This window comes from Streptococcus mutans (genome assembly GCF_006739205.1).
GTDB lineage: Bacteria > Bacillota > Bacilli > Lactobacillales > Streptococcaceae > Streptococcus > Streptococcus mutans.
Window position 1 is genome coordinate 975,778 of the sequence record NZ_AP019720.1, and the last position, 20,737, is coordinate 996,514.

At 36.1% G+C, this 20,737-nt stretch carries 23 protein-coding genes; 21 read left to right on the forward strand and 2 right to left on the reverse strand.

Going from position 1 to position 20,737, the window contains the following annotated elements:
* The first annotated feature begins 74 nt into the window (after nucleotides 1-74).
* The 16 genes from truB to ciaH all read left to right on the forward strand — a co-directional run bounded on the left by truB (nucleotide 75) and on the right by ciaH (nucleotide 15,142).
* The gene (gene truB, locus FNL60_RS05070; protein WP_002280150.1) at nucleotides 75-956 is read left to right on the forward strand and encodes a tRNA pseudouridine(55) synthase TruB; all 882 of its coding nucleotides are present in this window, start codon (nucleotides 75-77) and stop codon (nucleotides 954-956) included.
* A 30-nt stretch (nucleotides 957-986) separates the two neighbouring features.
* The gene (locus FNL60_RS05075) at nucleotides 987-1,907 is read left to right on the forward strand and encodes a bifunctional riboflavin kinase/FAD synthetase (RefSeq protein ID WP_002262201.1); all 921 of its coding nucleotides are present in this window, start codon (nucleotides 987-989) and stop codon (nucleotides 1,905-1,907) included.
* Nucleotides 1,908-1,967: 60 nt separating this feature from the next.
* The gene (gene spx, locus FNL60_RS05080; RefSeq protein WP_002263835.1) at nucleotides 1,968-2,381 is read left to right on the forward strand and encodes a transcriptional regulator Spx; all 414 of its coding nucleotides are present in this window, start codon (nucleotides 1,968-1,970) and stop codon (nucleotides 2,379-2,381) included.
* Nucleotides 2,374-2,652: a UPF0223 family protein gene (locus FNL60_RS05085; RefSeq protein WP_002265496.1), complete on the forward strand. Its 279-nt coding sequence runs from the start codon at nucleotides 2,374-2,376 to the stop codon at nucleotides 2,650-2,652. Before spx ends, FNL60_RS05085 begins: the two co-directional genes overlap by 8 nt.
* The gene (locus FNL60_RS05090; RefSeq protein ID WP_002262204.1) at nucleotides 2,642-3,400 is read left to right on the forward strand and encodes an inositol monophosphatase family protein; all 759 of its coding nucleotides are present in this window, start codon (nucleotides 2,642-2,644) and stop codon (nucleotides 3,398-3,400) included. Before FNL60_RS05085 ends, FNL60_RS05090 begins: the two co-directional genes overlap by 11 nt.
* Nucleotides 3,401-3,463: 63 nt before the next feature.
* On the forward strand, nucleotides 3,464-4,768 hold the full coding sequence (locus tag FNL60_RS05095; RefSeq protein WP_002280151.1) for an RsmF rRNA methyltransferase first C-terminal domain-containing protein: 1,305 nt from the start codon (nucleotides 3,464-3,466) through the stop codon (nucleotides 4,766-4,768).
* Between the two features lie 102 nt (nucleotides 4,769-4,870).
* Nucleotides 4,871-5,734, forward strand: a complete 864-nt coding sequence (locus FNL60_RS05100; RefSeq protein ID WP_002265494.1) for a phosphate ABC transporter substrate-binding protein PstS family protein — start codon at nucleotides 4,871-4,873, stop codon at nucleotides 5,732-5,734.
* A gap of 72 nt (nucleotides 5,735-5,806) precedes the next feature.
* Complete coding sequence (gene pstC / locus FNL60_RS05105; RefSeq protein WP_002262207.1) at nucleotides 5,807-6,742, forward strand: phosphate ABC transporter permease subunit PstC; 936 nt, start codon at nucleotides 5,807-5,809, stop codon at nucleotides 6,740-6,742.
* Nucleotides 6,732-7,619, forward strand: coding sequence for a phosphate ABC transporter permease PstA (gene pstA, locus FNL60_RS05110; protein ID WP_002262208.1), 888 nt, complete (start codon nucleotides 6,732-6,734; stop codon nucleotides 7,617-7,619). Before pstC ends, pstA begins: the two co-directional genes overlap by 11 nt.
* A 15-nt stretch (nucleotides 7,620-7,634) precedes the next feature.
* A complete protein-coding gene (pstB, locus tag FNL60_RS05115) occupies nucleotides 7,635-8,438 on the forward strand; it encodes a phosphate ABC transporter ATP-binding protein PstB (protein WP_002262209.1) in 804 nt (267 codons plus the stop codon).
* 11 nt (nucleotides 8,439-8,449) lie between these two features.
* A complete protein-coding gene (gene pstB / locus FNL60_RS05120) occupies nucleotides 8,450-9,208 on the forward strand; it encodes a phosphate ABC transporter ATP-binding protein PstB (protein ID WP_002262210.1) in 759 nt (252 codons plus the stop codon).
* Between the two features lie 31 nt (nucleotides 9,209-9,239).
* Nucleotides 9,240-9,893 (forward strand): phosphate signaling complex protein PhoU, encoded by a 654-nt coding sequence (gene phoU, locus FNL60_RS05125; protein ID WP_002262211.1) that lies wholly within the window; start codon nucleotides 9,240-9,242, stop codon nucleotides 9,891-9,893.
* A gap of 40 nt (nucleotides 9,894-9,933) precedes the next feature.
* The gene (locus tag FNL60_RS05130; RefSeq protein WP_002280152.1) at nucleotides 9,934-12,483 is read left to right on the forward strand and encodes a M1 family metallopeptidase; all 2,550 of its coding nucleotides are present in this window, start codon (nucleotides 9,934-9,936) and stop codon (nucleotides 12,481-12,483) included.
* Nucleotides 12,484-12,883: 400 nt separating this feature from the next.
* Complete coding sequence (locus FNL60_RS05135; protein WP_002280153.1) at nucleotides 12,884-13,120, forward strand: hypothetical protein; 237 nt, start codon at nucleotides 12,884-12,886, stop codon at nucleotides 13,118-13,120.
* A gap of 50 nt (nucleotides 13,121-13,170) precedes the next feature.
* A complete protein-coding gene (ciaR, locus tag FNL60_RS05140; protein ID WP_002262214.1) occupies nucleotides 13,171-13,845 on the forward strand; it encodes a three-component system response regulator CiaR in 675 nt (224 codons plus the stop codon).
* The gene (ciaH, locus tag FNL60_RS05145; protein WP_002276249.1) at nucleotides 13,835-15,142 is read left to right on the forward strand and encodes a three-component system sensor histidine kinase CiaH; all 1,308 of its coding nucleotides are present in this window, start codon (nucleotides 13,835-13,837) and stop codon (nucleotides 15,140-15,142) included. The genes ciaR and ciaH overlap by 11 nt, the downstream gene beginning before the upstream one ends.
* An 88-nt stretch (nucleotides 15,143-15,230) precedes the next feature.
* Here the strand turns inward: ciaH and rpsT are convergent, their stop codons facing one another.
* Together rpsT and coaA are read right to left on the reverse strand one after the other, a co-directional pair.
* A complete protein-coding gene (gene rpsT / locus FNL60_RS05150; protein ID WP_011074586.1) occupies nucleotides 15,231-15,485 on the reverse strand; it encodes a 30S ribosomal protein S20 in 255 nt (84 codons plus the stop codon).
* A gap of 53 nt (nucleotides 15,486-15,538) precedes the next feature.
* Complete coding sequence (coaA, locus tag FNL60_RS05155; RefSeq protein ID WP_002262217.1) at nucleotides 15,539-16,459, reverse strand: type I pantothenate kinase; 921 nt, start codon at nucleotides 16,457-16,459, stop codon at nucleotides 15,539-15,541.
* Nucleotides 16,460-16,554: 95 nt separating this feature from the next.
* Between coaA and FNL60_RS05160 the strand changes: the two genes are divergently transcribed.
* From FNL60_RS05160 to FNL60_RS05180, 5 genes are all read left to right on the forward strand, one after another.
* Entirely contained in the window at nucleotides 16,555-17,151 is a 597-nt protein-coding gene (locus FNL60_RS05160) for a class I SAM-dependent methyltransferase (protein ID WP_002270201.1), read from the forward strand.
* Nucleotides 17,152-17,259: 108 nt separating this feature from the next.
* Nucleotides 17,260-18,537: a pyrimidine-nucleoside phosphorylase gene (locus FNL60_RS05165; protein ID WP_002280154.1), complete on the forward strand. Its 1,278-nt coding sequence runs from the start codon at nucleotides 17,260-17,262 to the stop codon at nucleotides 18,535-18,537.
* Nucleotides 18,538-18,555: 18 nt separating this feature from the next.
* Nucleotides 18,556-19,218 carry a deoxyribose-phosphate aldolase gene (deoC, locus tag FNL60_RS05170; RefSeq protein WP_002280155.1) on the forward strand — a complete coding sequence of 221 codons (663 nt, stop codon included), beginning with the start codon at nucleotides 18,556-18,558 and terminating at the stop codon, nucleotides 19,216-19,218.
* Entirely contained in the window at nucleotides 19,124-19,594 is a 471-nt protein-coding gene (locus FNL60_RS05175; RefSeq protein WP_012997758.1) for a cytidine deaminase, read from the forward strand. Before deoC ends, FNL60_RS05175 begins: the two co-directional genes overlap by 95 nt.
* An 89-nt stretch (nucleotides 19,595-19,683) precedes the next feature.
* Nucleotides 19,684-20,733: a BMP family lipoprotein gene (locus FNL60_RS05180; protein WP_002262222.1), complete on the forward strand. Its 1,050-nt coding sequence runs from the start codon at nucleotides 19,684-19,686 to the stop codon at nucleotides 20,731-20,733.
* The last annotated feature ends 4 nt before the right edge of the window (nucleotides 20,734-20,737 follow it).

Consider the following 20,737-nt stretch of genomic DNA (forward strand, 5'->3'; position numbering starts at 1 on the left):
ATAAGTAGAGAAGTGTTTATAATCAGAGCTTTTCTTTTGACCATCCCATGATAATCTATGCTATAATAAAAGTTATGATTTCAGGAATTATCAATTTAAAAAAAGAAGCAGGGATGACCTCGCACGACGCAGTCTTCAAGCTTCGTAAAATACTAAAAGAAAAAAAAATTGGACACGGGGGAACCTTGGATCCTGATGTTATTGGCGTCCTTCCCATTGCAGTTGGCAAGGCCACACGGGTTCTGGAATACATGACAGAAGCTGGTAAGGTCTATGAAGGTCAAATAACGCTTGGTTTTTCAACAACAACTGAAGATGCTAGCGGTGAGCTTCTCCAATGGACACCAGTTGATGAAACCTTGTCTGTGGAGCTTATTGATCAGGTGATGACATGTTTTATGGGTCAAATCACACAAGTTCCGCCCATGTATTCAGCCGTCAAAGTCAATGGAAAAAAATTATACGAATATGCGCGTGCAGGTCAGGAAGTAGAACGTCCTCAGCGTCAAGTCAGGATTTATGATTTTAAACGGACTAGTGATTTGGTTTTTGAGGATGAATGCTGTCACTTTGATTTTAGGGTTTCTTGCAGCAAGGGAACTTATATCAGAACCTTGGCGGTTGATTTGGGTCAAAAACTTGGCTATGCCAGTCACATGTCCTTCCTAAAACGAACAGCATCAGCTGGTTTAGATTTAAGTCAAGCTTTAACATTAGCTGAAATTGCTGAAAAAGTTGAAGAGAAAGATTTCTCTTTTCTTTTGCCAATAGAATATGGTGTTCTTGATTTACCAAGAATAGACTTAAATCCAAAACAAACCAAAGAAGTTTCTTTTGGAAGACGCCTTAAACTGCTCCGTCAGGAAGAATTGTTAGCAGCTTTTTTTGAAAATCAGCTAGTTGCCGTTTTGGAAAAAAGAGATACCTCTTACAAATCTAAAAAGGTTTTTCTTTGAGAGTGATGTTAGAAAGTATTGTAAACGTACATGGAAATTATAAAAATAGACAGTCATAAAGATATTGAGCAACAAGAAGATTCTGTCTTGGTTTTGGGCTATTTTGATGGGCTTCATAGAGGACATAAGGAACTTTTTAATCAAGCTAGGGAAATAGCCCAAAAGATGCAACTGAAAATAGTTGTCTTGACCTTTCCAGAGTCTCCTCAATTAGCTTTCACGCGTTTTGAGCCCGATTTACTCAATCATATTAATTACCCAGAAAAACGCTATTGTAAGTTTGCAGAGTACGGAGTTGACTGTCTTTATTTGACAGATTTTACTTCTTCCTTTGCAAAGATCAGTTCTGATGATTTTATCAAAAACTATATTAAAGCTCTGAAAGCTAAGGCTGTTGTTATGGGGTTTGATTATAAATTCAGTCATAGTAAAGCAAATTCTGATTATCTTAAGCATCATTTCGCGGGGCAAGTCATTACCGTTCCTGAAGTACAGTATGAGGGGAAAAAGATTAGTTCAACGCGCGTGCGCCAGCTCATTAAACAAGGTGATATGACTCAAGTTAACCGTCTTTTAGGCTATGAGTTTTCAACACGAGGAATAGTGGTACACGGTGATGCCAGAGGACGTACAATTGGTTTTCCAACTGCTAATCTTGCACCGCTGGATCGGACTTATTTACCAGCCGATGGTGTTTATGTGGCTGATGTTATTGTCGGCAGGAAGCGTTATCGTTCCATGACCAGTATTGGTAAAAATATCACTTTTGGAGGAACGGAATTGCGTCTTGAAGCTAATATATTTGACTTTGACGATGATATTTACGGCGAGACAATTGAAATTTTCTGGCTAAATAAAATTCGTGAAATGGTTAAATTTAATAGCGTCAATGATTTGGTCGAACAATTAAAATCTGATAAAGAAATTGCGATAAATTGGGGAAAATCATAGCCAAGTGCTTTAAAATCTTGTATAATAAGAGGCAAGTATGAATAAAGGGGTAGTAGATTTATGGTTACCTTATTTTTATCACCTAGCTGTACAAGCTGCCGTAAAGCGAGAGCTTGGCTGAATAGACATGATGTTGTTTTTCAGGAACACAATATTATGACTAGTCCCTTGAGCCGTGATGAACTATTAAAAATTTTATCCTATACAGAAAACGGGACAGAAGATATTATTTCGACACGTTCCAAGGTTTTTCAGAAATTAGACATTGATGTAGATGAATTGTCCGTCTCGGAATTAATCAATCTTATTTCCAAGAATCCAAGTTTGCTTCGCCGTCCTATTATCATGGATAATAAACGTATGCAAATTGGTTTTAATGAAGATGAGATTCGTGCCTTTTTACCACGAGACTATCGCAAACAAGAACTGCGTCAAGCAACTATCAGAGCGGAAGTTGAGGGAGAAGATGACTAAGAATTACGCTTACCCTTTGGATTTGTCGTGGAGCACTGAAGAGATAACCTCAGTGCTTTCTTTTTTAAATTTGGTAGAAAAAGCTTATGAAAACAGAGTTGAAGCTGCTCTTTTGTTAAAAAGTTATCAGAATTACAAAACGATTGTTAGCAGCAAGTCGCAAGAAAAGCAAATCGATCGTAATTTTGAAAGGGTTAGTGGTTATTCTACCTATCGAGCTGTTCAAGCCGCAAAAGCTAAAGAGAAAGGATTCATCTCTCTTGAAAACTAAATTTCAATTTGCTAAAGAACTTATTTATGAAGCAGGTCGTTATATTCGTGACAATATGACAAAGGATCTTACCATTGAAGAAAAGTCGACTTTTGATGATCTGGTGACCGATTTAGATAAGGCTGTTCAATCGTTAATGGTTAAACGTATCAATAGTACTTATCCTCAGGATCATGTTTTTGCAGAAGAAAATGATCTTGTAGCGGATATTAATAATGGTGCTGTCTGGGTTTTGGATCCTATTGATGGAACCATTAATTTTGTTGTACAGGGCTGTGATTTTGCGGTTATGATTGCTTATTATGAAAATGGAATAGGACAATTTGGACTCATTTATGATGTCATGAATGATCTTCTTTACAATGGTGGCGGTCAGTTTGAGGTTAAGGTTAACGACAAAGTTTTAAAACCTTTTCAAGATAGACCCTTTAACCGTTCTTTGATTGGTGCTAATAATGGTATGTGTGCACAAAATGTTATGGGGATTGCCGATTTCGGTCGTCAAACCTTAGGTATTCGCGGAATTGGCAGTGCAGGTCTCAGTATCTGCCGAGTCTTAGAGGGACGTCTCATGGCTTATTTTTCTAATATTTCACCTTGGGACTATGCTGCTGGTAGTGTTATGGGAGAAAAATTAGGCTATGTTGCTCTTGACTTGTACGGGCAAAAGCCTAATTATAAAACAAGACAAAAAATCATGTTTATTCCTAAAATGAAGTTGAAAGAAATTCAAAGGTACATCAAGTAAAAGCCTCATTTGTTAAATCAAATTAGGTTTTTTGGCTGTTTATAAAAGAAACGATTGAAAAATATGTTATTACCTGATAAATTTGTAGAAAAATATCAAACCATTTTAGGCTCTAAAGCTAAAACTTTTTTAAAGAGTTTTGATCAAGAACCCATTTGGGCTTTTCGGACAAATCCTTTAAAGAAAGAGCAGCTTCTTTTTGAAGATGCTATTCCAAATACCGTTTGGGGTCACTATGGCAAAGTTTTTGGGAAATCAGCAGAGCATGTTTCTGGTTTGGTTTATTCCCAAGAGCCTGCAGCTCAGATGGTTGTTCAAGCGGCAGCTCCTCAAAAAGGAATGAAGGTGCTTGATTTAGCAGCAGCACCGGGAGGCAAAACGACTCATCTTTTATCCTATCTTGATAATAGTGGTATTTTAGTCAGTAATGATATTTCAAAAAAGCGCAGTAAAATTCTTGTTGAAAATGTTGAACGTTTTGGTGCTCGAAATGTTGTTGTTACAAATGAAAGTCCCCAAAACTTAGCCAAGGTTTTTGGGAATTATTTTGATTTAATTGTTTTAGATGCTCCTTGTTCAGGTGAAGGCATGTTTCGGAAAGATCCAGCAGCTATTCAGTACTGGCATGAAGCATATCCAGTGGAATGTGCAGAGCTTCAAAAAAAAATCTTAGCAGAAGCCATGAAAATGTTAGCAGCTGGCGGCAACTTAGTTTATTCTACTTGTACTTGGGCGCCTGAAGAAAATGAAGCGGTTATCAGGTGGCTGCTTTCTCAATACGATTATTTAGAATTGGTGAATGTTCCTAAGTTAAATGGTATGGTTCAAGGCATTGATATGCCACAAGTGGCTCGTATGTATCCCCATCTTTTCAAGGGAGAAGGACAGTTTATTGCTAAATTACGCGATAGACGGACGTCTAGAACAGTTCCTGTCAAGTCTGCTAGAAATCGGTTAAAAAGGGAACAAGAGCAGTTGTGGCAGGATTTTGCTCATAAACATCTTAACGTTAAATTAGATGGTTTTTATCAAACTTTTGGTGATAAACTTTATCTCTTGCCGCATGGTTTACCCGATATGTCTCAATTAAAAATCGCTCGAAATGGTTTGCATTTGGGGACTTTTAAGAAAAATCGTTTCGAACCCTCCTTTGCTTTAGGACTTGCCTTAAGAAAGGATGAAGTTGTTCAATCAATAGAAATTGATATAGAACAGTTTAAGGTATATACCTCTGGAAATATTATTGCCCTTACTACAAATTATGAAAATGGATGGTATCAAATTCTTATAAATGGTAATGGTCTAGGTTTTGCAAAAGTAGTTGGAAATACTATTAAAAATTATTTTCCTAAAGGCCTTCGTTTTTAATCCTGAATGTTATAGAATACATTTTGAGGAAATAATTAGAATTGCAAACCGTTTGATTTATTTTATTGTTATAATTAATTGATAAAGAAAGGAAAGCGGGTAATGAAAAAGAAAAAAGTAACTTTATTCGCAATGCTAGCCCTGGCTAGTCTTGTCTTAGCGGCATGTTCCAATTGGATTGATAAAGGGCAGTCAATTACCAGTGTTGGTTCTACGGCTTTGCAGCCTTTAGTTGAAGCTTCTTCGGATGAATTTGGACATGCTAACATTGGCAAAACAGTTAATGTTCAAGGTGGAGGTTCTGGTACAGGACTTTCTCAAGTTCAATCAGGTGCCATTCAAATTGGAAATAGCGATCTTTTTGCTGAAGAAAAAGATGGTATTGATGCCAGTAAGTTAGTCGACCATAAAGTTGCTGTTGCAGGAATTGCTGTCATTACTAACAAAAAAGTTAAAGTATCAAATTTAACCCTTGATCAATTAAGAAAAATTTTCACGGGAGAATATACAAACTGGAAACAACTTGGCGGGCAAGATTTGGAAATTTCGATCATCAATCGTGCTGCTAGTTCGGGTTCACGTGCTACCTTTGACAGTGTCGTCATGAAAGGAAAAAGTGCCAGACAAAGTCAAGAACAAGATTCAAATGGGATGGTTAAGTCAATTGTTTCACAGACACCGGGCGCTATTTCTTACCTCGCTTTTGCTTACGTTGATAAGTCAGTGAAAACTTTAAAGTTAAATGGTTATGAACCAACCGTTAAGAATGTCACAACTAATAATTGGCCGCTCTGGTCTTATGAACACATGTATACTAAAGGAAAAGCCAAAGGTTTAACCAAAGAATTTTTAAAGTTCATGATGAGTGACAAGATTCAAAAAGGTGTTGTGACCAGAATGGGTTATATTTCTGTTAATGATATGAAAGTGGTTAAGCGTGCAGATGGCACTGTAATTGCTAAGTAAATTGAATAGAGAAGAGAATAAGATTTCTATTTTTCTTGTTTAAGTTCTTTTATCTTGATGTGTGGAGGAATCATGAAAAATCAAGAACTTGCTAAAAAGCTGACATCTCCTTCCAAAAATTCTCGTTTGGAAAAATTCGGAAAGATGATTACGCTTTTCTGCTTAATCTTAATTGTTATTATTGTAGCAATGATTCTTATTTTTGTTGCCCAAAAGGGATTGTCAACCTTTTTTGTGAATAAAATCAATCCTCTTAAATTCTTGTTTGGGACAGAGTGGCAGCCAAATGTTAAAGGAGCTGATGGTAAACCATTACTTGGGGCTTTACCGATGATCTTAGGTTCTTTTATTGTAACTATTTTATCTGCTATTATTGCAACTCCTTTTGCTATTGGAGCAGCAGTCTTTATGACTGAAATTTCACCTAAGTACGGTGCCAAAATTTTACAGCCTGTCGTTGAGCTTTTGGTAGGAATTCCTTCAGTTGTTTATGGTTTTATTGGTTTGCAAATTGTGGTTCCTTTTGTGAGATCTATTTTTGGCGGTACTGGTTTTGGGATTTTATCAGGGGTTTTTGTTCTCTTTGTTATGATTTTACCAACAGTAACTTTTATGACAGTTGATAGTTTGAAGGCCGTTCCTAGGCATTATAAGGAAGCTAGTCTTGCTATGGGAGCTACTCGCTGGCAAACGATTTGGCGTGTGATTTTAAATGCTGCTAAGCCAGGTATTTTTACGGCCGTTGTTTTTGGGATGGCTCGAGCTTTTGGTGAAGCCTTAGCTATCCAAATGGTAGTTGGTAATTCAGCTGTTATTCCGACGTCATTGACCACACCTGCAGCAACTTTGACATCAGTCTTAACAATGGGAATCGGTAATACGGTTATGGGAACTGTTCAAAATAATGTCCTTTGGTCCTTAGCCTTAGTTCTTCTCATTATGAGTCTGGCCTTTAATATGCTGATGAGATTTATTACAAGGGAAGGTAAGAAAAATTATGAACGCTAAGAAACTTGATAAGTTAGCTACAGGTATTCTCTACACGATTGCGGGTATTATTGTTGCCATCTTGGCTTCGCTCTTGCTCTTTATTCTTGTACGAGGTTTACCTAATGTCAGTTGGCACTTTTTGACAGGCCGTTCCTCTTCTTATGAAGCTGGTGGTGGTATTGGTATTCAGCTTTACAATTCTTTCTTTCTTTTGGTCGTGACATTAATTATTTCCATACCTTTGTCTATGGGAGCAGGGATTTATTTATCTGAATATGCTAAAAAGGGACGTTTGACCGACTTTGTACGTACTTGTATTGAAATTCTATCGTCCCTTCCATCGGTTGTTGTTGGACTTTTTGGCTATTTGATTTTTGTTGTTCAATTTCAATATGGTTTTTCTATTATTTCAGGAGCTTTGGCCTTAACCGTCTTTAATCTGCCACAAATGACACGTAATATTGAAGATAGTTTACGCAATGTGCACCATACTCAGCGCGAGGCTGGTCTTGCTTTAGGTATTTCTCGTTGGGAAACTGTTTTACATGTTGTCATTCCCGAAGCACTTCCGGGGATTGTGACAGGAATTGTCTTGGCTTCTGGTCGGATTTTTGGTGAAGCAGCGGCACTTATCTATACGGCAGGTCAATCGGCACCTGCTCTTGATTGGGGTAATTGGAATCCACTTAGTGTTACCAGTCCGATTTCTATTTTTCGTCAATCTGAAACTCTTGCTGTTCATATTTGGAAAGTTAATAGTGAAGGCACTATTCCAGATGCGACCAAAGTATCAGAAGGAAGCGCAGCAGTCTTGCTTATCTTTATTTTGATTTTCAATCTGTCTGCTCGTTATATTGGTAAAAAATTACATGCTAAGTTGACATCAGCAGCTTAAAGGAGAAGAAAGTTAATGACTGAATATAATTGGAATGAAAGACATATCATTACTTTTCCTGAAGAAATCTTGGCTTTGTCAACGAAAGATCTTCATGTTTATTACGGCGAAAAAGAAGCCATCAAAGGAATTGATATGCAATTTAAAAAAAAGAAGATCACTGCTTTAATTGGCCCTTCTGGCTGTGGGAAATCTACTTTTCTTCGTAGTTTAAATCGCATGAATGACACTATTGATATCGCTAAAGTGACTGGTCAAATCTTATTTGAAGGTATTGATGTCAATGCCGCTAATATTAATGTTTATGAAATGCGCAAACACATTGGCATGGTCTTTCAAAGACCAAATCCATTTGCGAAATCCATCTATAAAAATATTACTTTTGCTTATGAACGCGCTGGTGTTAAAGATAAACAATTTCTTGATGACATTGTCGAAACCTCTTTAAAACAAGCAGCTCTTTGGGAACAGGTAAAAGATGATCTTCATAAATCAGCTTTTACACTATCAGGTGGACAGCAACAACGGCTCTGTATTGCGCGTGCCATTGCTGTTAAGCCAGATATCCTTTTGATGGACGAACCGGCTTCTGCTTTGGATCCAATTGCAACTATGCAGCTAGAAGAAACTATGTCTGAACTTAAAGAAAACTATACTATTATTATCGTTACGCATAATATGCAGCAGGCAGCCCGGGCTAGTGATTATACCGCTTTCTTCTATTTAGGAGATTTGATTGAGTACGATAAGACAAATAATATTTTTCAAAATGCTAAATTGCAATCGACAAGTGACTATGTATCTGGACACTTTGGATAGAAAGGAAAGAGATGACAGAACCTATTTTAAAAGTAAACGATCTTTCTGTTTACTATGGTAAAAAGAAGGCCCTTCATAGTGTATCTATTGATTTTTATCCTAATGAAATCACTTCGTTGATTGGGCCATCAGGATCTGGTAAGTCAACTTTGTTACGTGCTATCAATAGAATGGGTGATCTAAATCCCGAGGTGACAGTTACAGGTTCGATTATATATAATGGTCACAATATCTACAGCCCTCGAACAGATACAGTTGAATTACGTAAGGAAATTGGTATGGTTTTCCAACAGCCTAATCCCTTTCCAATGACTATTTATGAAAATGTTGTTTACGGTCTTCGTTTAAAAGGTGTTAAAGATAAGAAAATTTTAGATGAAGCTGTTGAAAAATCTTTGGTAGGGGCTTCCATTTGGGATGAGGTTAAAGACCGTCTACATGATTCAGCAATTGGTTTATCAGGAGGACAGCAGCAACGTGTTTGTATTGCTAGAGTGTTAGCAACAAGCCCTAAGATTATTTTATTAGATGAACCAACTTCAGCCTTAGATCCTATTTCAGCAGGAAAAATTGAGGATACCCTTTATGGTTTGAAAGAAAAATACACAATGCTTGTGGTGACACGTTCAATGCAGCAAGCTTCACGTATTTCTAATCGTACGGGATTTTTCTTAGCTGGTGATTTGGTAGAATATGGAAATACCAAAGAAATGTTTATGAATCCGCAAAAGCAAGAAACCGAAGACTATATTACAGGTAAGTTTGGATAGATAAATTGAGAGATAGAAAAGAGATGAGAATATGTTAAGAACACAATTTGAGGAAGAGTTAGATAAGCTTCACAATCAATTCTACGCTATGGGAACAGAGGTGCTGGCACAGATTAATAAAACAGTTCGCGCTTTTGTCAGTCATGATCGTGATTTGGCAAAAGAAGTTATTGCTGAAGACGATGTTGTCAATGAGTATGAAACGAAACTTGAAAAGAAATCTCTTGAAATTATTGCACTGCAGCAACCTGTTTCTAATGACTTAAGAACAGTAATCACTGTCCTTAAGGCCTCAAGTGACATTGAACGTATGGGGGATCACGCCTCATCTATAGCTAAAGCGACTATTCGAATGAAGGGTGAGGAACGCCTTTTAGATGTTGAAAAGCAAATCAGTGAGATGGGGAAGGCTGTTAAACATATAGTAGAAGATGCTTTGAATGCCTATATTAATGGTGATGACAAAAAGGCTTATGAAATTGCAGCAACAGATGAGATTATTGATAATTACTTTAAAGATATTCAAAATTTAGCTGTTGAAGAAATTAAGAAAGCACCTAATGCGGCTTTTGCAGGAAAAGAATATTTCCAAGTTCTGATGTTTCTTGAACGTATTGGTGATTATGCAAGAAATATCTGTGAATGGATTGTTTATCTTAAAACTGGCAAAATCATTGAATTATGATATAATATAGTCTTAGAATTTTGAATAATTGAGGAGATACATGGAAACTGTAGAGCACCTTATTGAAAAGTTTGTACCTGAAAATTATAATATTTTCCTTGATATTAACCGTCAGGAGAAGTTTTTTTCAGGAAATGTTGCTATTAACGGAGAAGCGCTAGATAATGTTATTTCCTTCCATCAGAAGGATTTAACGATTCATTCGGTCCTTTTAGATAATAATGAATTAACTTATCATATTGATAATGAAAATGAGGCTGTTCGGATTGAACTGCCTGAGACAGGCAGTATGACCCTTGTTCTTGAATTTTCAGGTAAGATTACAGACAATATGACAGGAATATATCCTTCTTATTATACGGTTGAAAATGTTAAAAAAGAGATTATTTCAACACAATTTGAAAGTCACTTTGCCCGTGAAGTTTTTCCAAGTATTGATGAACCGGAAGCCAAGGCAACCTTTGATTTAGCTTTGAAATTTGATCAGGAAGAAGGAGACATTGCTCTTTCGAATATGCCAGAGATTAATGCTAATCGTCGTCAAGAAACAGGTGTCTGGACCTTTGAAACAACTCCAAGAATGTCTTCTTATCTGCTGGCTTTTGCCTTAGGTAATCTTCATGGTAAGACGGCCTATACAAAAGGTGGAACAGAAGTAGGTGTTTTTGCAACCTGTGCCCATAATATTGACTCGGTTGATTTTGCTTTAGATATTGCTGTTCGTGTTATTGATTTTTATGAAGATTATTATGGTATTAAGTATCCTATTGCACAGGCTTACCATGTTGCCTTACCGGATTTCTCAGCAGGTGCTATGGAGAACTGGGGATTAATCACTTATCGTGAGGTTTATCTTCTTGTTGATGAAAATTCTACCGTTAGCAGCCGCCAGCAGGTTGCACTTGTTGTTGCCCATGAACTGGCGCATCAATGGTTTGGTAATCTGGTAACTATGAAGTGGTGGGATGACCTTTGGCTGAATGAAAGTTTTGCCAATATGATGGAATATGTTGCTATTGATGCTATTGAACCAAACTGGCATATTTTTGAAGACTTTCAGACCAGCGGTGTTCCTCATGCTTTGAAGCGTGATGCAACTGACGGTGTTCAATCTGTCCATGTCGCAGTTAATCATCCTGATGAAATCAATACACTTTTTGATGCTGCTATTGTCTATGCTAAAGGAAGCCGATTGATGCATATGCTGCGTCGCTGGTTAGGTGACAAAGTTTTTGCTGCTGGACTGAAACTTTACTTTGAAAAGCATCAATACAATAACACTGTTGGGCGTGATCTGTGGAATGCTTTATCAACCGCTTCTGGTAAGGATGTTGCTAGTTTCATGGATGCTTGGCTTGAACAACCGGGCTACCCCTTAGTGACACTTAAACTTGAAGGAGATAGCCTGCAACTATCTCAAAAACAATTTTTCATCGGAGAATATGAGGATCAAGATCGTCTTTGGCCAATTCCTCTTAACAGCAATTGGTCAGGTTTACCGGAAATATTATCGGAAAAAACGATTGACATTCCTAATTTCAGTCAATTAGCTGCTGTAAATAAAGAAAAAGGACCATTACGCTTAAATACAGATAATACAGCTCATTATATCAGTAATTATGAAGGTCAGCTGTTAAAATCAATTTTATCTGATTTTGAGAATCTTGATAAAACCTCCAAGCTGCAAATTATTCAGGAACGTCGTCTTCTAGCAGAAAGCGGTCAGATTTCTTATGCTGAATTAGTAAAATTGTTAACACAATTATCTCACGAAACGTCTTACATGGTCGCTTCAGCTAGCGATCAATTAATTGCTGGTTTAAAACGATTTTTAGATGAAGACAGCCAATCAGAATCGATGTTTAAAGTTCTTGTTCGTGATGTTTATCGTACGAATTATCAACGCCTAGGTTTTGAAAAGTCCGTGGAGGAAATGGATGAGGACGAAAAGGTTCGTCAAATTACTATTTCTAATATGATTTATGCTGATGATCCTGATGCCAATGAAAAAGCACAAGCGATTTTTGCAAATTATAAGGAAAATATTGAAGCCATTCCAGCCGCTATTCGTCTTGACGTTTTAACGAATCAAATAAAGCATGCCGAAACCGACGATTTAGTAAGTCTTTATTTAGATTCATACGTTAAAACGAATGACAGTAATTTTCGTAGGCAATTGGCCAGTGCTCTGGCAAATACGAAATCACAAATAACGCTTGATCGTATTCTAGCTCAATTGCCTAATAGAGATGTTATTAAACCGCAAGATTTGTCATTATGGTATGGACTTTTCTTGAGAAAATCATTTGCACAAGAAACCTTTTGGACTTGGGCGCGTGAGAATTGGGCTTGGATTAAAGCCACACTTGGTGGTGATATGAGTTTTGATAGTTTTGTAATTATTCCAGCAAATGTCTTTAAGACACCAGAACGTCTGGCAGAATACAAAGCTTTCTTTGAACCTCAATTGGATGATTTATCCATCAGCCGTAATATTACTATGGGAATTAAAGAAATAGCAGCTCGCATAACGCTAATTGAAAAAGAAAAAGCTGCTGTTGAACAAACTATTGTCAATACTTTTTTGTAATTAAGAAAATAGATTTACATGACTTAAAAAGTTAAATAATAATTTGAAATGAAGATTTAGTTTTGTATGGAAACAGGATTAAATCTTTTTTGTTTTATCAAAAGCCTGTAGGCATACCCACTACAGATACTAAAGTATCTGAATGTCTTAAATAGTAATATTCAATGCTACTTTAGAGATTATGCCAATGAGTCTCTTCCATGACAGCAAATTCTTTATTAAGTCTCTTTTAAGCATGGTTAGTTAGACTAAGCATATCCTATAAGAAAGACGAGGTCTATCATATGAAAAAAATAGTAATTAACCCCATTTTTCTGTCATTGGCAACAAAAGCTGTATTAACCAGTTTAATTATTATTGTTGCAAAGGGATAATAATCTAGTGTTTAGAAAGGCCAATTATGAAAATTTTTAAATCAAAATGGATGATGGCTTTTTTAGCTATCCTAGGTATGGCACTTTGCTTTTCTGGAGGCTATGCAACAGCAAAACTAACTCAGACGAAGCCTACTATGCCTAAAAATGTCAAAAAAGGTACTCCACCTAATGGCAATTCAAATGATTCATCGCAATCGGATAGTGATTCCGATTCTAATAGTAGCAATACGAATTCAAATTCTTCCATAACAAATGGCTAGTCGAAATATCCCAAGTCATGCTATAATAGAAAGTAAAAAAGGAGTAAAATATGATAAAGTTATTATTAGTAGAAGACGATTTGAGTCTATCTAACTCTATCTTTGACTTTCTGGATGATTTTGCTGATGTCATGCAGGTTTTTGATGGTGAAGAAGGACTGTATGAAGCAGAGAGTGGCGTTTATGATTTGATTCTATTAGACTTAATGCTTCCTGAAAAAAATGGCTTCCAAGTTTTAAAAGAACTGCGTGAAAAAGGGATAACGACACCTGTTTTGATTATGACAGCTAAGGAAGGTTTGGATGACAAAGGACACGGTTTTGAATTAGGAGCTGATGATTATCTGACAAAACCATTTTATCTTGAAGAATTAAAAATGCGTATTCAGGCCCTCCTCAAACGTTCAGGCAAATTCAACGAAAATAATCTGACTTACGGTGAGTTAACCGTTGATACAGCAACTAATACAACAATGGTAAATGGAAAAGAAGTTGAACTGCTTGGCAAAGAGTTTGACTTATTAGTTTATTTCTTACAAAATCAAAATGTCATTTTACCTAAGTCACAAATTTTTGATCGTATCTGGGGCTTTGATAGCGATACGACAATTTCGGTTGTTGAAGTCTATGTTTCTAAAATAAGAAAGAAATTAAAAGACACCACATTTGGAAAGAATTTACAGACATTACGCAGTGTAGGATATATTTTGAAGGATGCTAATTAAATTAAGAAAACAAAAGCAGGATGAGAATATTTCATTTTTCAGTCATTTCTTTGCTGTTTTTACCGGAATATTCTTTGTTATGACAGTTATTATTATTCAGGTTATGCATTTTGGTATCTATTCTTCAGTTGATAATAGTCTAAAAATAGCAACTGAGAATGTCAATGATTATGTCAATATGACTCTATCGCATAATAATCCTATTACTGAAGCTGAAAATGGAGATGCCTCTTTTAAAGTAAAATCAAATGGCCAGATGGCTGCTAATACAGATACTATTCTTTATGATAAAAAGCATAACGTCATCAATAATGTCAATGCCTTCTCTTCTTTGTATCATATTCGCCCTAAACTAAAAGATATTGGTGATATTGTTGAACAAGAAGCTAAGAATATTTACGGTCAGACCGAAAAGTATCGGACAGTGACAGTTAAGGTAAATAATGATTTTTACCCACAGATAAAATTTGCAACAATTGTTATTAATACAACACAGCTTGAAGAGGCTAATACGCGTTATGTTACGATTATTATCAGTGTGATGATTGTTTTTTGGCTTATATCAGTTATTGCCAGTGTTTATTTAGCGAAGTGGAGTCAAAAACCGATTCTGGAAAATTATGAAAAGCAAAAATCATTTGTTGAAAATGCCAGTCATGAATTACGTACTCCTTTGGCTGTTTTGCAAAATCGCTTGGAGAGTTTGTTTCGAAAACCAGAGGCTACTATCTTAGATTCTTCGGAATCTATTGCTTCTAGTTTGGAAGAGGTCAGAAACATGAGAATGCTGACAGCAAATCTCCTTAATTTAGCCCGTCGGGATGATGGTATCAAACCAGAAATAACAGAAATTCAACCTCGTTTTTTTGATGATACTTTTAAAAATTATGAGATGATCGCTCGAGAAAATGGGAAAAAATTGCATATTACCAATAAGGTCAACCGTCAAATTAAGACAGATAAGACTTTGCTGAAGCAATTAATGACTATTCTTTTTGATAATGCTGTCAAATATACAGATAACGACGGGGAAATTTGGCTGGACGTCAAGATAACTGATCGCAGTTTAATTTTTTCAGTTGCGGACAATGGTCAAGGTATTTCAGACGAGGATAAGAAAAAAATTTTTGATCGTTTTTATCGCGTCGATAAAGCCAGAACACGACAAAAGGGTGGGTTCGGACTTGGTTTGTCTTTGGCAAAACAAATAACAGACAGCTTAAAAGGCAGCATTATTGTTAAAGATAAAAAACCACAAGGAGTAATGTTTGAAGCTCGCCTGCTTGCTAATAAATAAAGTGTTATAAAAAACAGATTCGGTTAAGTATGATTAGAAGACGTTATTAATTTTTAATAAATAAAAAAACCTCGATTTTGAGGTTTTTTTATTTGGCTAATTTGCTTGCAAGACGTGCTTTATCGCGGCTTGCCTTATTTTTGTGAATCAAACCTTTTGATTTAGCTTTGTCGATACTTGAAGAAGCAGCGCGGAAAAGCTCTTCATTAGGATTTGCTTCAAAAGCTTTAATAGCTGAACGCATAGCTGATTTTTGAGCTGAATTGCGGTTATTTTGTTTAACGTTAAGTTCAGCACGTTTAATAGCTGATTTAATATTTGCCAATGTCTTTATTACCTCCATATTATAATAACTATACCATTATATAGAAAAATAACATATTTGGCAAGTCTTTCTCACTTTTTAAGGTAAATTTCATCTATTTTATGATTTTTAGTCTTATGAAGAATAAGCTCAGCACGGCTTCGTGTCGGTTCAATATATTTTTCTAGATTAACTAAATTAATATCTTTCCAAATGTCTCTGGCAAAGTCAAGAGCACCTTTTTCCCCTAATTTTAAGAAACGATTGTAGTAATTTTGCTTATCATTTTTAGCTAAATCAAGCAGGGTTGCAAAGCGCTCTAGATACCAATTCTCAATATAGTCACTGTCAGCATCGATGTAAATAGAGAAATCAAAAAAATCACTCATATAAAGACGATTATTCTGAGGGTTTTGAAAAACATTAATTCCTTCTATGATAAGAAAGTCAGGTACTTCAATTATTTGACTTTTGTTCGGTACAATATCGTAAATTTCGTGTGAATAAACAGGAATTTCAGCAGACTGGCCATTTTTAATAGTATCTAAAAAGTCTAATAGACGTTCCATATCATAACTTTCAGGGAAACCTTTTTTATTCAACATATGCCTTGAAGATAAAACAGCATTAGGATATAAAAAACCATCTGTTGTCATCAATTCAACACTAGAGTCCTTAAAAGTTCTGGCTAACAGTAATTGTAAAAGCCGACTGGTTGTTGATTTACCTACAGCAACGGAACCAGATACTCCGATGATGAAAGGGCGGTTGCTGATATTTTTTTGTAAGAAAATACTTTTAGAAAAAGAAAGATTTTCTTGAGATTTTTTATAAATTTGAATCAAGCTAATAAGCGGTAAATAAATGTCAGTCACATCTTTAATGCTTATTCTATCGTTGAGACTTTTAATGGAATTTAATTCATTTTCATTTAAAGGTGGTTGTGATTCTTGATGCAAGTGCTGCCAAGTTTTACGGGAAATTTTTTCAAAATTAATAAACTCGTTTGCCATGAAGTTCTCCTTTAAAAAATATTATACCACATTGAATTGAAAACCGTTTCAAAGTGTGCTAAAATTGATTAGCATAAAACAGGAGTGAAGTTAAAATGAATAATATGTACTATACAGAAAATCCCGATAGTAAACACGATATTAGAAAAATAAAGGTCGAATTACTGGGACAGTCTTTTCATTTTTTAACAGATTCAGGTGTTTTTAGTAAAAACATGATTGACTATGGCAGTCAGACTCTTTTAAACAGCCTTGATTTTGCTGAGGAAAAAACATTATTAGATCTCGGCTGTGGCTATGGACCGCTTGGCATTGCCTTGGCTAAGGTTCAAAAACTTGACGTTACTATGGTTGATATTAATAACCGTGCTCTTGATTTAACCCGTCAAAATGCTGAAAATAATGAAGTATCTGCTAATATTTTCCAATCTGATATTTATGAAAATGTTTTTGATAGTTTTGATTATATTATTAGCAATCCGCCCATTAGGGCTGGTAAGAAAGTTGTCCACACTATTATTGAGGGAAGTATTAATCATTTAAAAGAAAATGGCAGTTTGACTATTGTCATCCAAAAAAAGCAAGGTGCTCCTAGTGCTAAAGATAAGATGGAAAATGTTTTTGGCAATGCGATTGTTTTAAAAAGGGATAAGGGCTATTATGTTCTTAGAAGTGTGAAAGAAGGAGATTGAACACAAGTAGAAAGCTTGAATTTAGTTGGATAGTTTGCATCAGAAATTGGGATTTTAGCAAGCTTTTAACATTCACTTGCTTTTTATAGCGTTCTTGGTATCTTGGTGATGAGAGCAGTTGATTTAATTCAGAAAAAACGTGATGGGCTGACATTGACACAGGAAGAAATTTCTTGGCTTATTGAAGGATATGTTAATGGCCAAGTTCCTGATTATCAAATGTCAGCACTTGCTATGGCTATCTATTTTAAAGGAATGAGCACTAGAGAGACGCAAGATTTGACCATGGCTATGGTTAAGTCTGGTCAACAAATTGATTTATCAGCTATTGCCGGAATAAAGGTTGATAAACATTCCACAGGTGGTGTTGGTGATAAGGTCACCTTAATTTTAGTACCGCTAGTAGCCAGTTTTGGAGTGCCGGTTGCTAAAATGAGCGGTCGCGGACTGGGACATACTGGCGGAACCCTTGATAAATTGGAATCAATCAAGGGTTATCAGGTCGAGCGTTCACAAGCAGATTTCATTAAGCAGGTCCAAGATATTGGCTTGGCGGTTATTGGTCAGTCTAATGATTTGGTCAAAGCCGATAAATTACTCTATGCCTTGCGTGACGTCACAGCAACAGTTGATACAATGCCCTTGATTGCTAGTTCGATTATGAGCAAGAAGATTGCCGCAGGGGCGGATCGTATTTTATTAGATGTGACAGTGGGTGATGGTGCTTTTATGAAAACTTTAAAAGAAGCTGAAGATTTATCTCAAACCATGGTTAATTTAGGTAAAGAAGTGGGGCGTCAGACCATTGCTGCCATTACAGATATGAGTCAACCTTTGGGACAAGCTACCGGCAATCGCTTAGAAGTTTTAGAAGCCTTACAAATTATGCAGGGGAAAGGCCGTAAGGATATTACTGATTTTATTTGTCAGCTGGCTCAATTACTTTTAGAATTGGCAGGACAAAAGAGAAGTCTGACTGAAATCAAGGAACATTTGATCAATGGACAGGCTCTTCAAAAATTTGAAGACATGGTTGCTTATCAAGGTGGTGACTTAAACGATCTCTATCGTCCTTCAGCTGCAAAATTTGTGACCAAGATTCTTGCTGATAAAAATGGTTATATCAAGGAATTACCTGCTTTAGCTTTTGGACTTTTTGCTATGCGTCTGGGAGCTGGACGAGCAGTTAAAACGGATCAACTTGACTATGAGACAGGAATCGTTTTTTATAGAAAAGTCGGTGATCTAATCCAAAAGGGTGACTTACTAGCAGAGATTTATTCCAATGAAAAATTATCGGAAAACTTACTTACAGAATTCAAAAAAAATGTTAAAATAGATAAGGAAGAAATGAAAGTAACTGAAATTTTAAAAATCATTACTTGATTATTAAGAAAGGATAACATGAAAATCAATCAATATATTGACCATACTTTATTAAAACCAGAAAGTAGGCAAGATCAGATTGATAAACTGATTCGAGAAGCTAAGACATATAATTTTGCCAGTGTCTGTATCAATCCAACTTGGGTTTCTTATGCGGCTAAAGCTCTTGAAGGAACAGACATTAAAGTTTGTACTGTTATTGGTTTTCCTTTAGGAGCAACGACTAGTGCTGTAAAAGCCTTTGAAACCAAGGATGCTATTAGTCATGGAGCTGACGAAGTTGATATGGTTATCAATATTGGCCAAGCTAAATCCGGTCATTTTGCTTTTGTTGAAGAAGATATTCGGGCAGTTGTTGAAGCCAGTGGTGACAAATTGGTGAAAGTTATTATTGAAACTTGTCTCCTTACAGATAAAGAAAAAATTAAAGCTTGTCAAGCTGTAGTAGCAGCAGGTGCTGATTTCGTTAAAACATCAACTGGTTTTTCAACTGCTGGAGCTAGGTTAGATGATGTTCGTCTTATGCGTCAAACGGTAGGACCTGATGTTGGAGTAAAGGCGGCAGGAGGAACGCGATCTTTAGAAGATGCGCAAGCTTTTATTGAAGCAGGTGCAACACGTATTGGGACATCTGCTGGAGTTACTATTATGGAAGGAAAGCAAACAAACAGTGGTTATTGATTTAATCAGAACAGCTATTGAAGCTAGTAAAAATGCTTATGTTCCTTATTCACATTTTCCGATTGGAGCAGCACTTAAAACCAAATCGGGTAAAATCTATCAAGGCTGTAACATTGAAAATGCCAGTTTTGGATTGACCAATTGCGGTGAACGAACAGCAATTTTTAAAGCTATTTCTGAAGGTTATCGTGACTTAGAAGAAATTGCTATTTATGGTGAGACGCAAAAGCCTATTTCGCCTTGTGGTGCTTGCCGTCAAGTAATGGCTGAATTTTTTGAACCATCTGCAAAAGTTACTTTAATTGCAAAGGGTGGTAAGACGGTCGTGATGACAGTCGAAGAGTTACTTCCTTATTCCTTTAGAGAGTTAAAGTAATTCTATTTTAATTTGTCTGTTAAACCTTTAGGTTTAATATAAAATGTTACAACAGTTGTTGTTTATAAAATTTAGGAGGGTTCATTTTTATGAACAAAAAAATTATTGGTTTAGGGTTAACTGCAGTAGCAGTATTGGGACTTGCTGCTTGTGGAAATCGTGCAGCTAGGGAAAAGGGTAAGGCAAAGACAGACTTAAAAGTCGCTATTGTCACTGATACTGGCGGTGTTGATGACAAATCATTTAATCAATCAGCTTGGGAAGGTTTACAGGCTTGGGGCAAAGATAACGGTCTTAGCAAGGGAAATGGTTTTGATTACTTCCAATCAGCTAGTGAATCCGATTATGCTACTAACCTTGATACAGCTTCATCAAGCGGTTATAAATTAATATTTGGTATTGGCTATGCTTTGCATGATGCTATCGAAAAAACAGCAGCAGATAATAAGAATATCCATTACGTTATTATTGATGATGTTATCCAAAAGAAAAACAATGTCGCTAGTGTTACCTTTGCTGATAATGAAGCTGCTTACCTCGCAGGAATCGCTGCAGCAAAAACAACTAAATCAAAGAAGGTCGGCTTTGTAGGTGGTGTGAAATCTGAAGTGATCACTCGTTTTGAAAAAGGTTTTGAAGCTGGTGTGAAATCAGTTGATAGTTCTATTCAAATTCAAGTTGATTACGCTGGTTCGTTTGGAGATGCAGCCAAAGGTAAGACAATCGCTGCTGCACAATATGCCAGTGGTGCAGATGTTATTTATCAAGCTGCTGGTGGTACTGGTGCTGGGGTATTTAGTGAAGCCAAAGCTGTTAATGAAAAGAAAAAAGAAAATAAAAAAGTTTGGGTCATTGGAGTTGACCGAGATCAAGCTGCTGAAGGTAAATATACTTCTAAGGATGGTAAGAAATCTAACTTTGTTCTTGCTTCTTCTTTAAAAGAAGTTGGTAAGGCTGTTCAGTTGATTTCAACAAACACTTCTAAGAAAAAATTTCCGGGCGGTAAAGTGACAACTTATGGTCTTAAAGATAAAGGAGTTGATTTAGTACCAACACATTTATCTAAAGAGGGTAAAAAGGCTGTTGATGATGCTAAGAAGAAAATTGTATCTGGTGATGTTAAAGTTCCAGAAAAATAAACTT

What these genes read in the sequence shown, in the direction of transcription:
- truB (WP_002280150.1), top strand. Translation starts at nt 75, where the DNA reads ATGATTTCAGGAATTATCAATTTAAAAAAAGAAGCAGGGATGACCTCG.
- FNL60_RS05075 (WP_002262201.1), top strand. Translation starts at nt 987, where the DNA reads ATGGAAATTATAAAAATAGACAGTCATAAAGATATTGAGCAACAAGAA.
- spx (WP_002263835.1), top strand. Translation starts at nt 1,968, where the DNA reads ATGGTTACCTTATTTTTATCACCTAGCTGTACAAGCTGCCGTAAAGCG.
- FNL60_RS05085 (WP_002265496.1), top strand. Translation starts at nt 2,374, where the DNA reads ATGACTAAGAATTACGCTTACCCTTTGGATTTGTCGTGGAGCACTGAA.
- FNL60_RS05095 (WP_002280151.1), top strand. Translation starts at nt 3,464, where the DNA reads ATGTTATTACCTGATAAATTTGTAGAAAAATATCAAACCATTTTAGGC.
- FNL60_RS05100 (WP_002265494.1), top strand. Translation starts at nt 4,871, where the DNA reads ATGAAAAAGAAAAAAGTAACTTTATTCGCAATGCTAGCCCTGGCTAGT.
- pstC (WP_002262207.1), top strand. Translation starts at nt 5,807, where the DNA reads ATGAAAAATCAAGAACTTGCTAAAAAGCTGACATCTCCTTCCAAAAAT.
- pstA (WP_002262208.1), top strand. Translation starts at nt 6,732, where the DNA reads ATGAACGCTAAGAAACTTGATAAGTTAGCTACAGGTATTCTCTACACG.
- pstB (WP_002262209.1), top strand. Translation starts at nt 7,635, where the DNA reads ATGACTGAATATAATTGGAATGAAAGACATATCATTACTTTTCCTGAA.
- pstB (WP_002262210.1), top strand. Translation starts at nt 8,450, where the DNA reads ATGACAGAACCTATTTTAAAAGTAAACGATCTTTCTGTTTACTATGGT.
- phoU (WP_002262211.1), top strand. Translation starts at nt 9,240, where the DNA reads ATGTTAAGAACACAATTTGAGGAAGAGTTAGATAAGCTTCACAATCAA.
- FNL60_RS05130 (WP_002280152.1), top strand. Translation starts at nt 9,934, where the DNA reads ATGGAAACTGTAGAGCACCTTATTGAAAAGTTTGTACCTGAAAATTAT.
- FNL60_RS05135 (WP_002280153.1), top strand. Translation starts at nt 12,884, where the DNA reads ATGAAAATTTTTAAATCAAAATGGATGATGGCTTTTTTAGCTATCCTA.
- ciaR (WP_002262214.1), top strand. Translation starts at nt 13,171, where the DNA reads ATGATAAAGTTATTATTAGTAGAAGACGATTTGAGTCTATCTAACTCT.
- ciaH (WP_002276249.1), top strand. Translation starts at nt 13,835, where the DNA reads ATGCTAATTAAATTAAGAAAACAAAAGCAGGATGAGAATATTTCATTT.
- rpsT (WP_011074586.1), bottom strand. Translation starts at nt 15,485, where the DNA reads ATGGAGGTAATAAAGACATTGGCAAATATTAAATCAGCTATTAAACGT.
- coaA (WP_002262217.1), bottom strand. Translation starts at nt 16,459, where the DNA reads ATGGCAAACGAGTTTATTAATTTTGAAAAAATTTCCCGTAAAACTTGG.
- FNL60_RS05160 (WP_002270201.1), top strand. Translation starts at nt 16,555, where the DNA reads ATGAATAATATGTACTATACAGAAAATCCCGATAGTAAACACGATATT.
- FNL60_RS05165 (WP_002280154.1), top strand. Translation starts at nt 17,260, where the DNA reads ATGAGAGCAGTTGATTTAATTCAGAAAAAACGTGATGGGCTGACATTG.
- deoC (WP_002280155.1), top strand. Translation starts at nt 18,556, where the DNA reads ATGAAAATCAATCAATATATTGACCATACTTTATTAAAACCAGAAAGT.
- FNL60_RS05175 (WP_012997758.1), top strand. Translation starts at nt 19,124, where the DNA reads ATGCGCAAGCTTTTATTGAAGCAGGTGCAACACGTATTGGGACATCTG.
- FNL60_RS05180 (WP_002262222.1), top strand. Translation starts at nt 19,684, where the DNA reads ATGAACAAAAAAATTATTGGTTTAGGGTTAACTGCAGTAGCAGTATTG.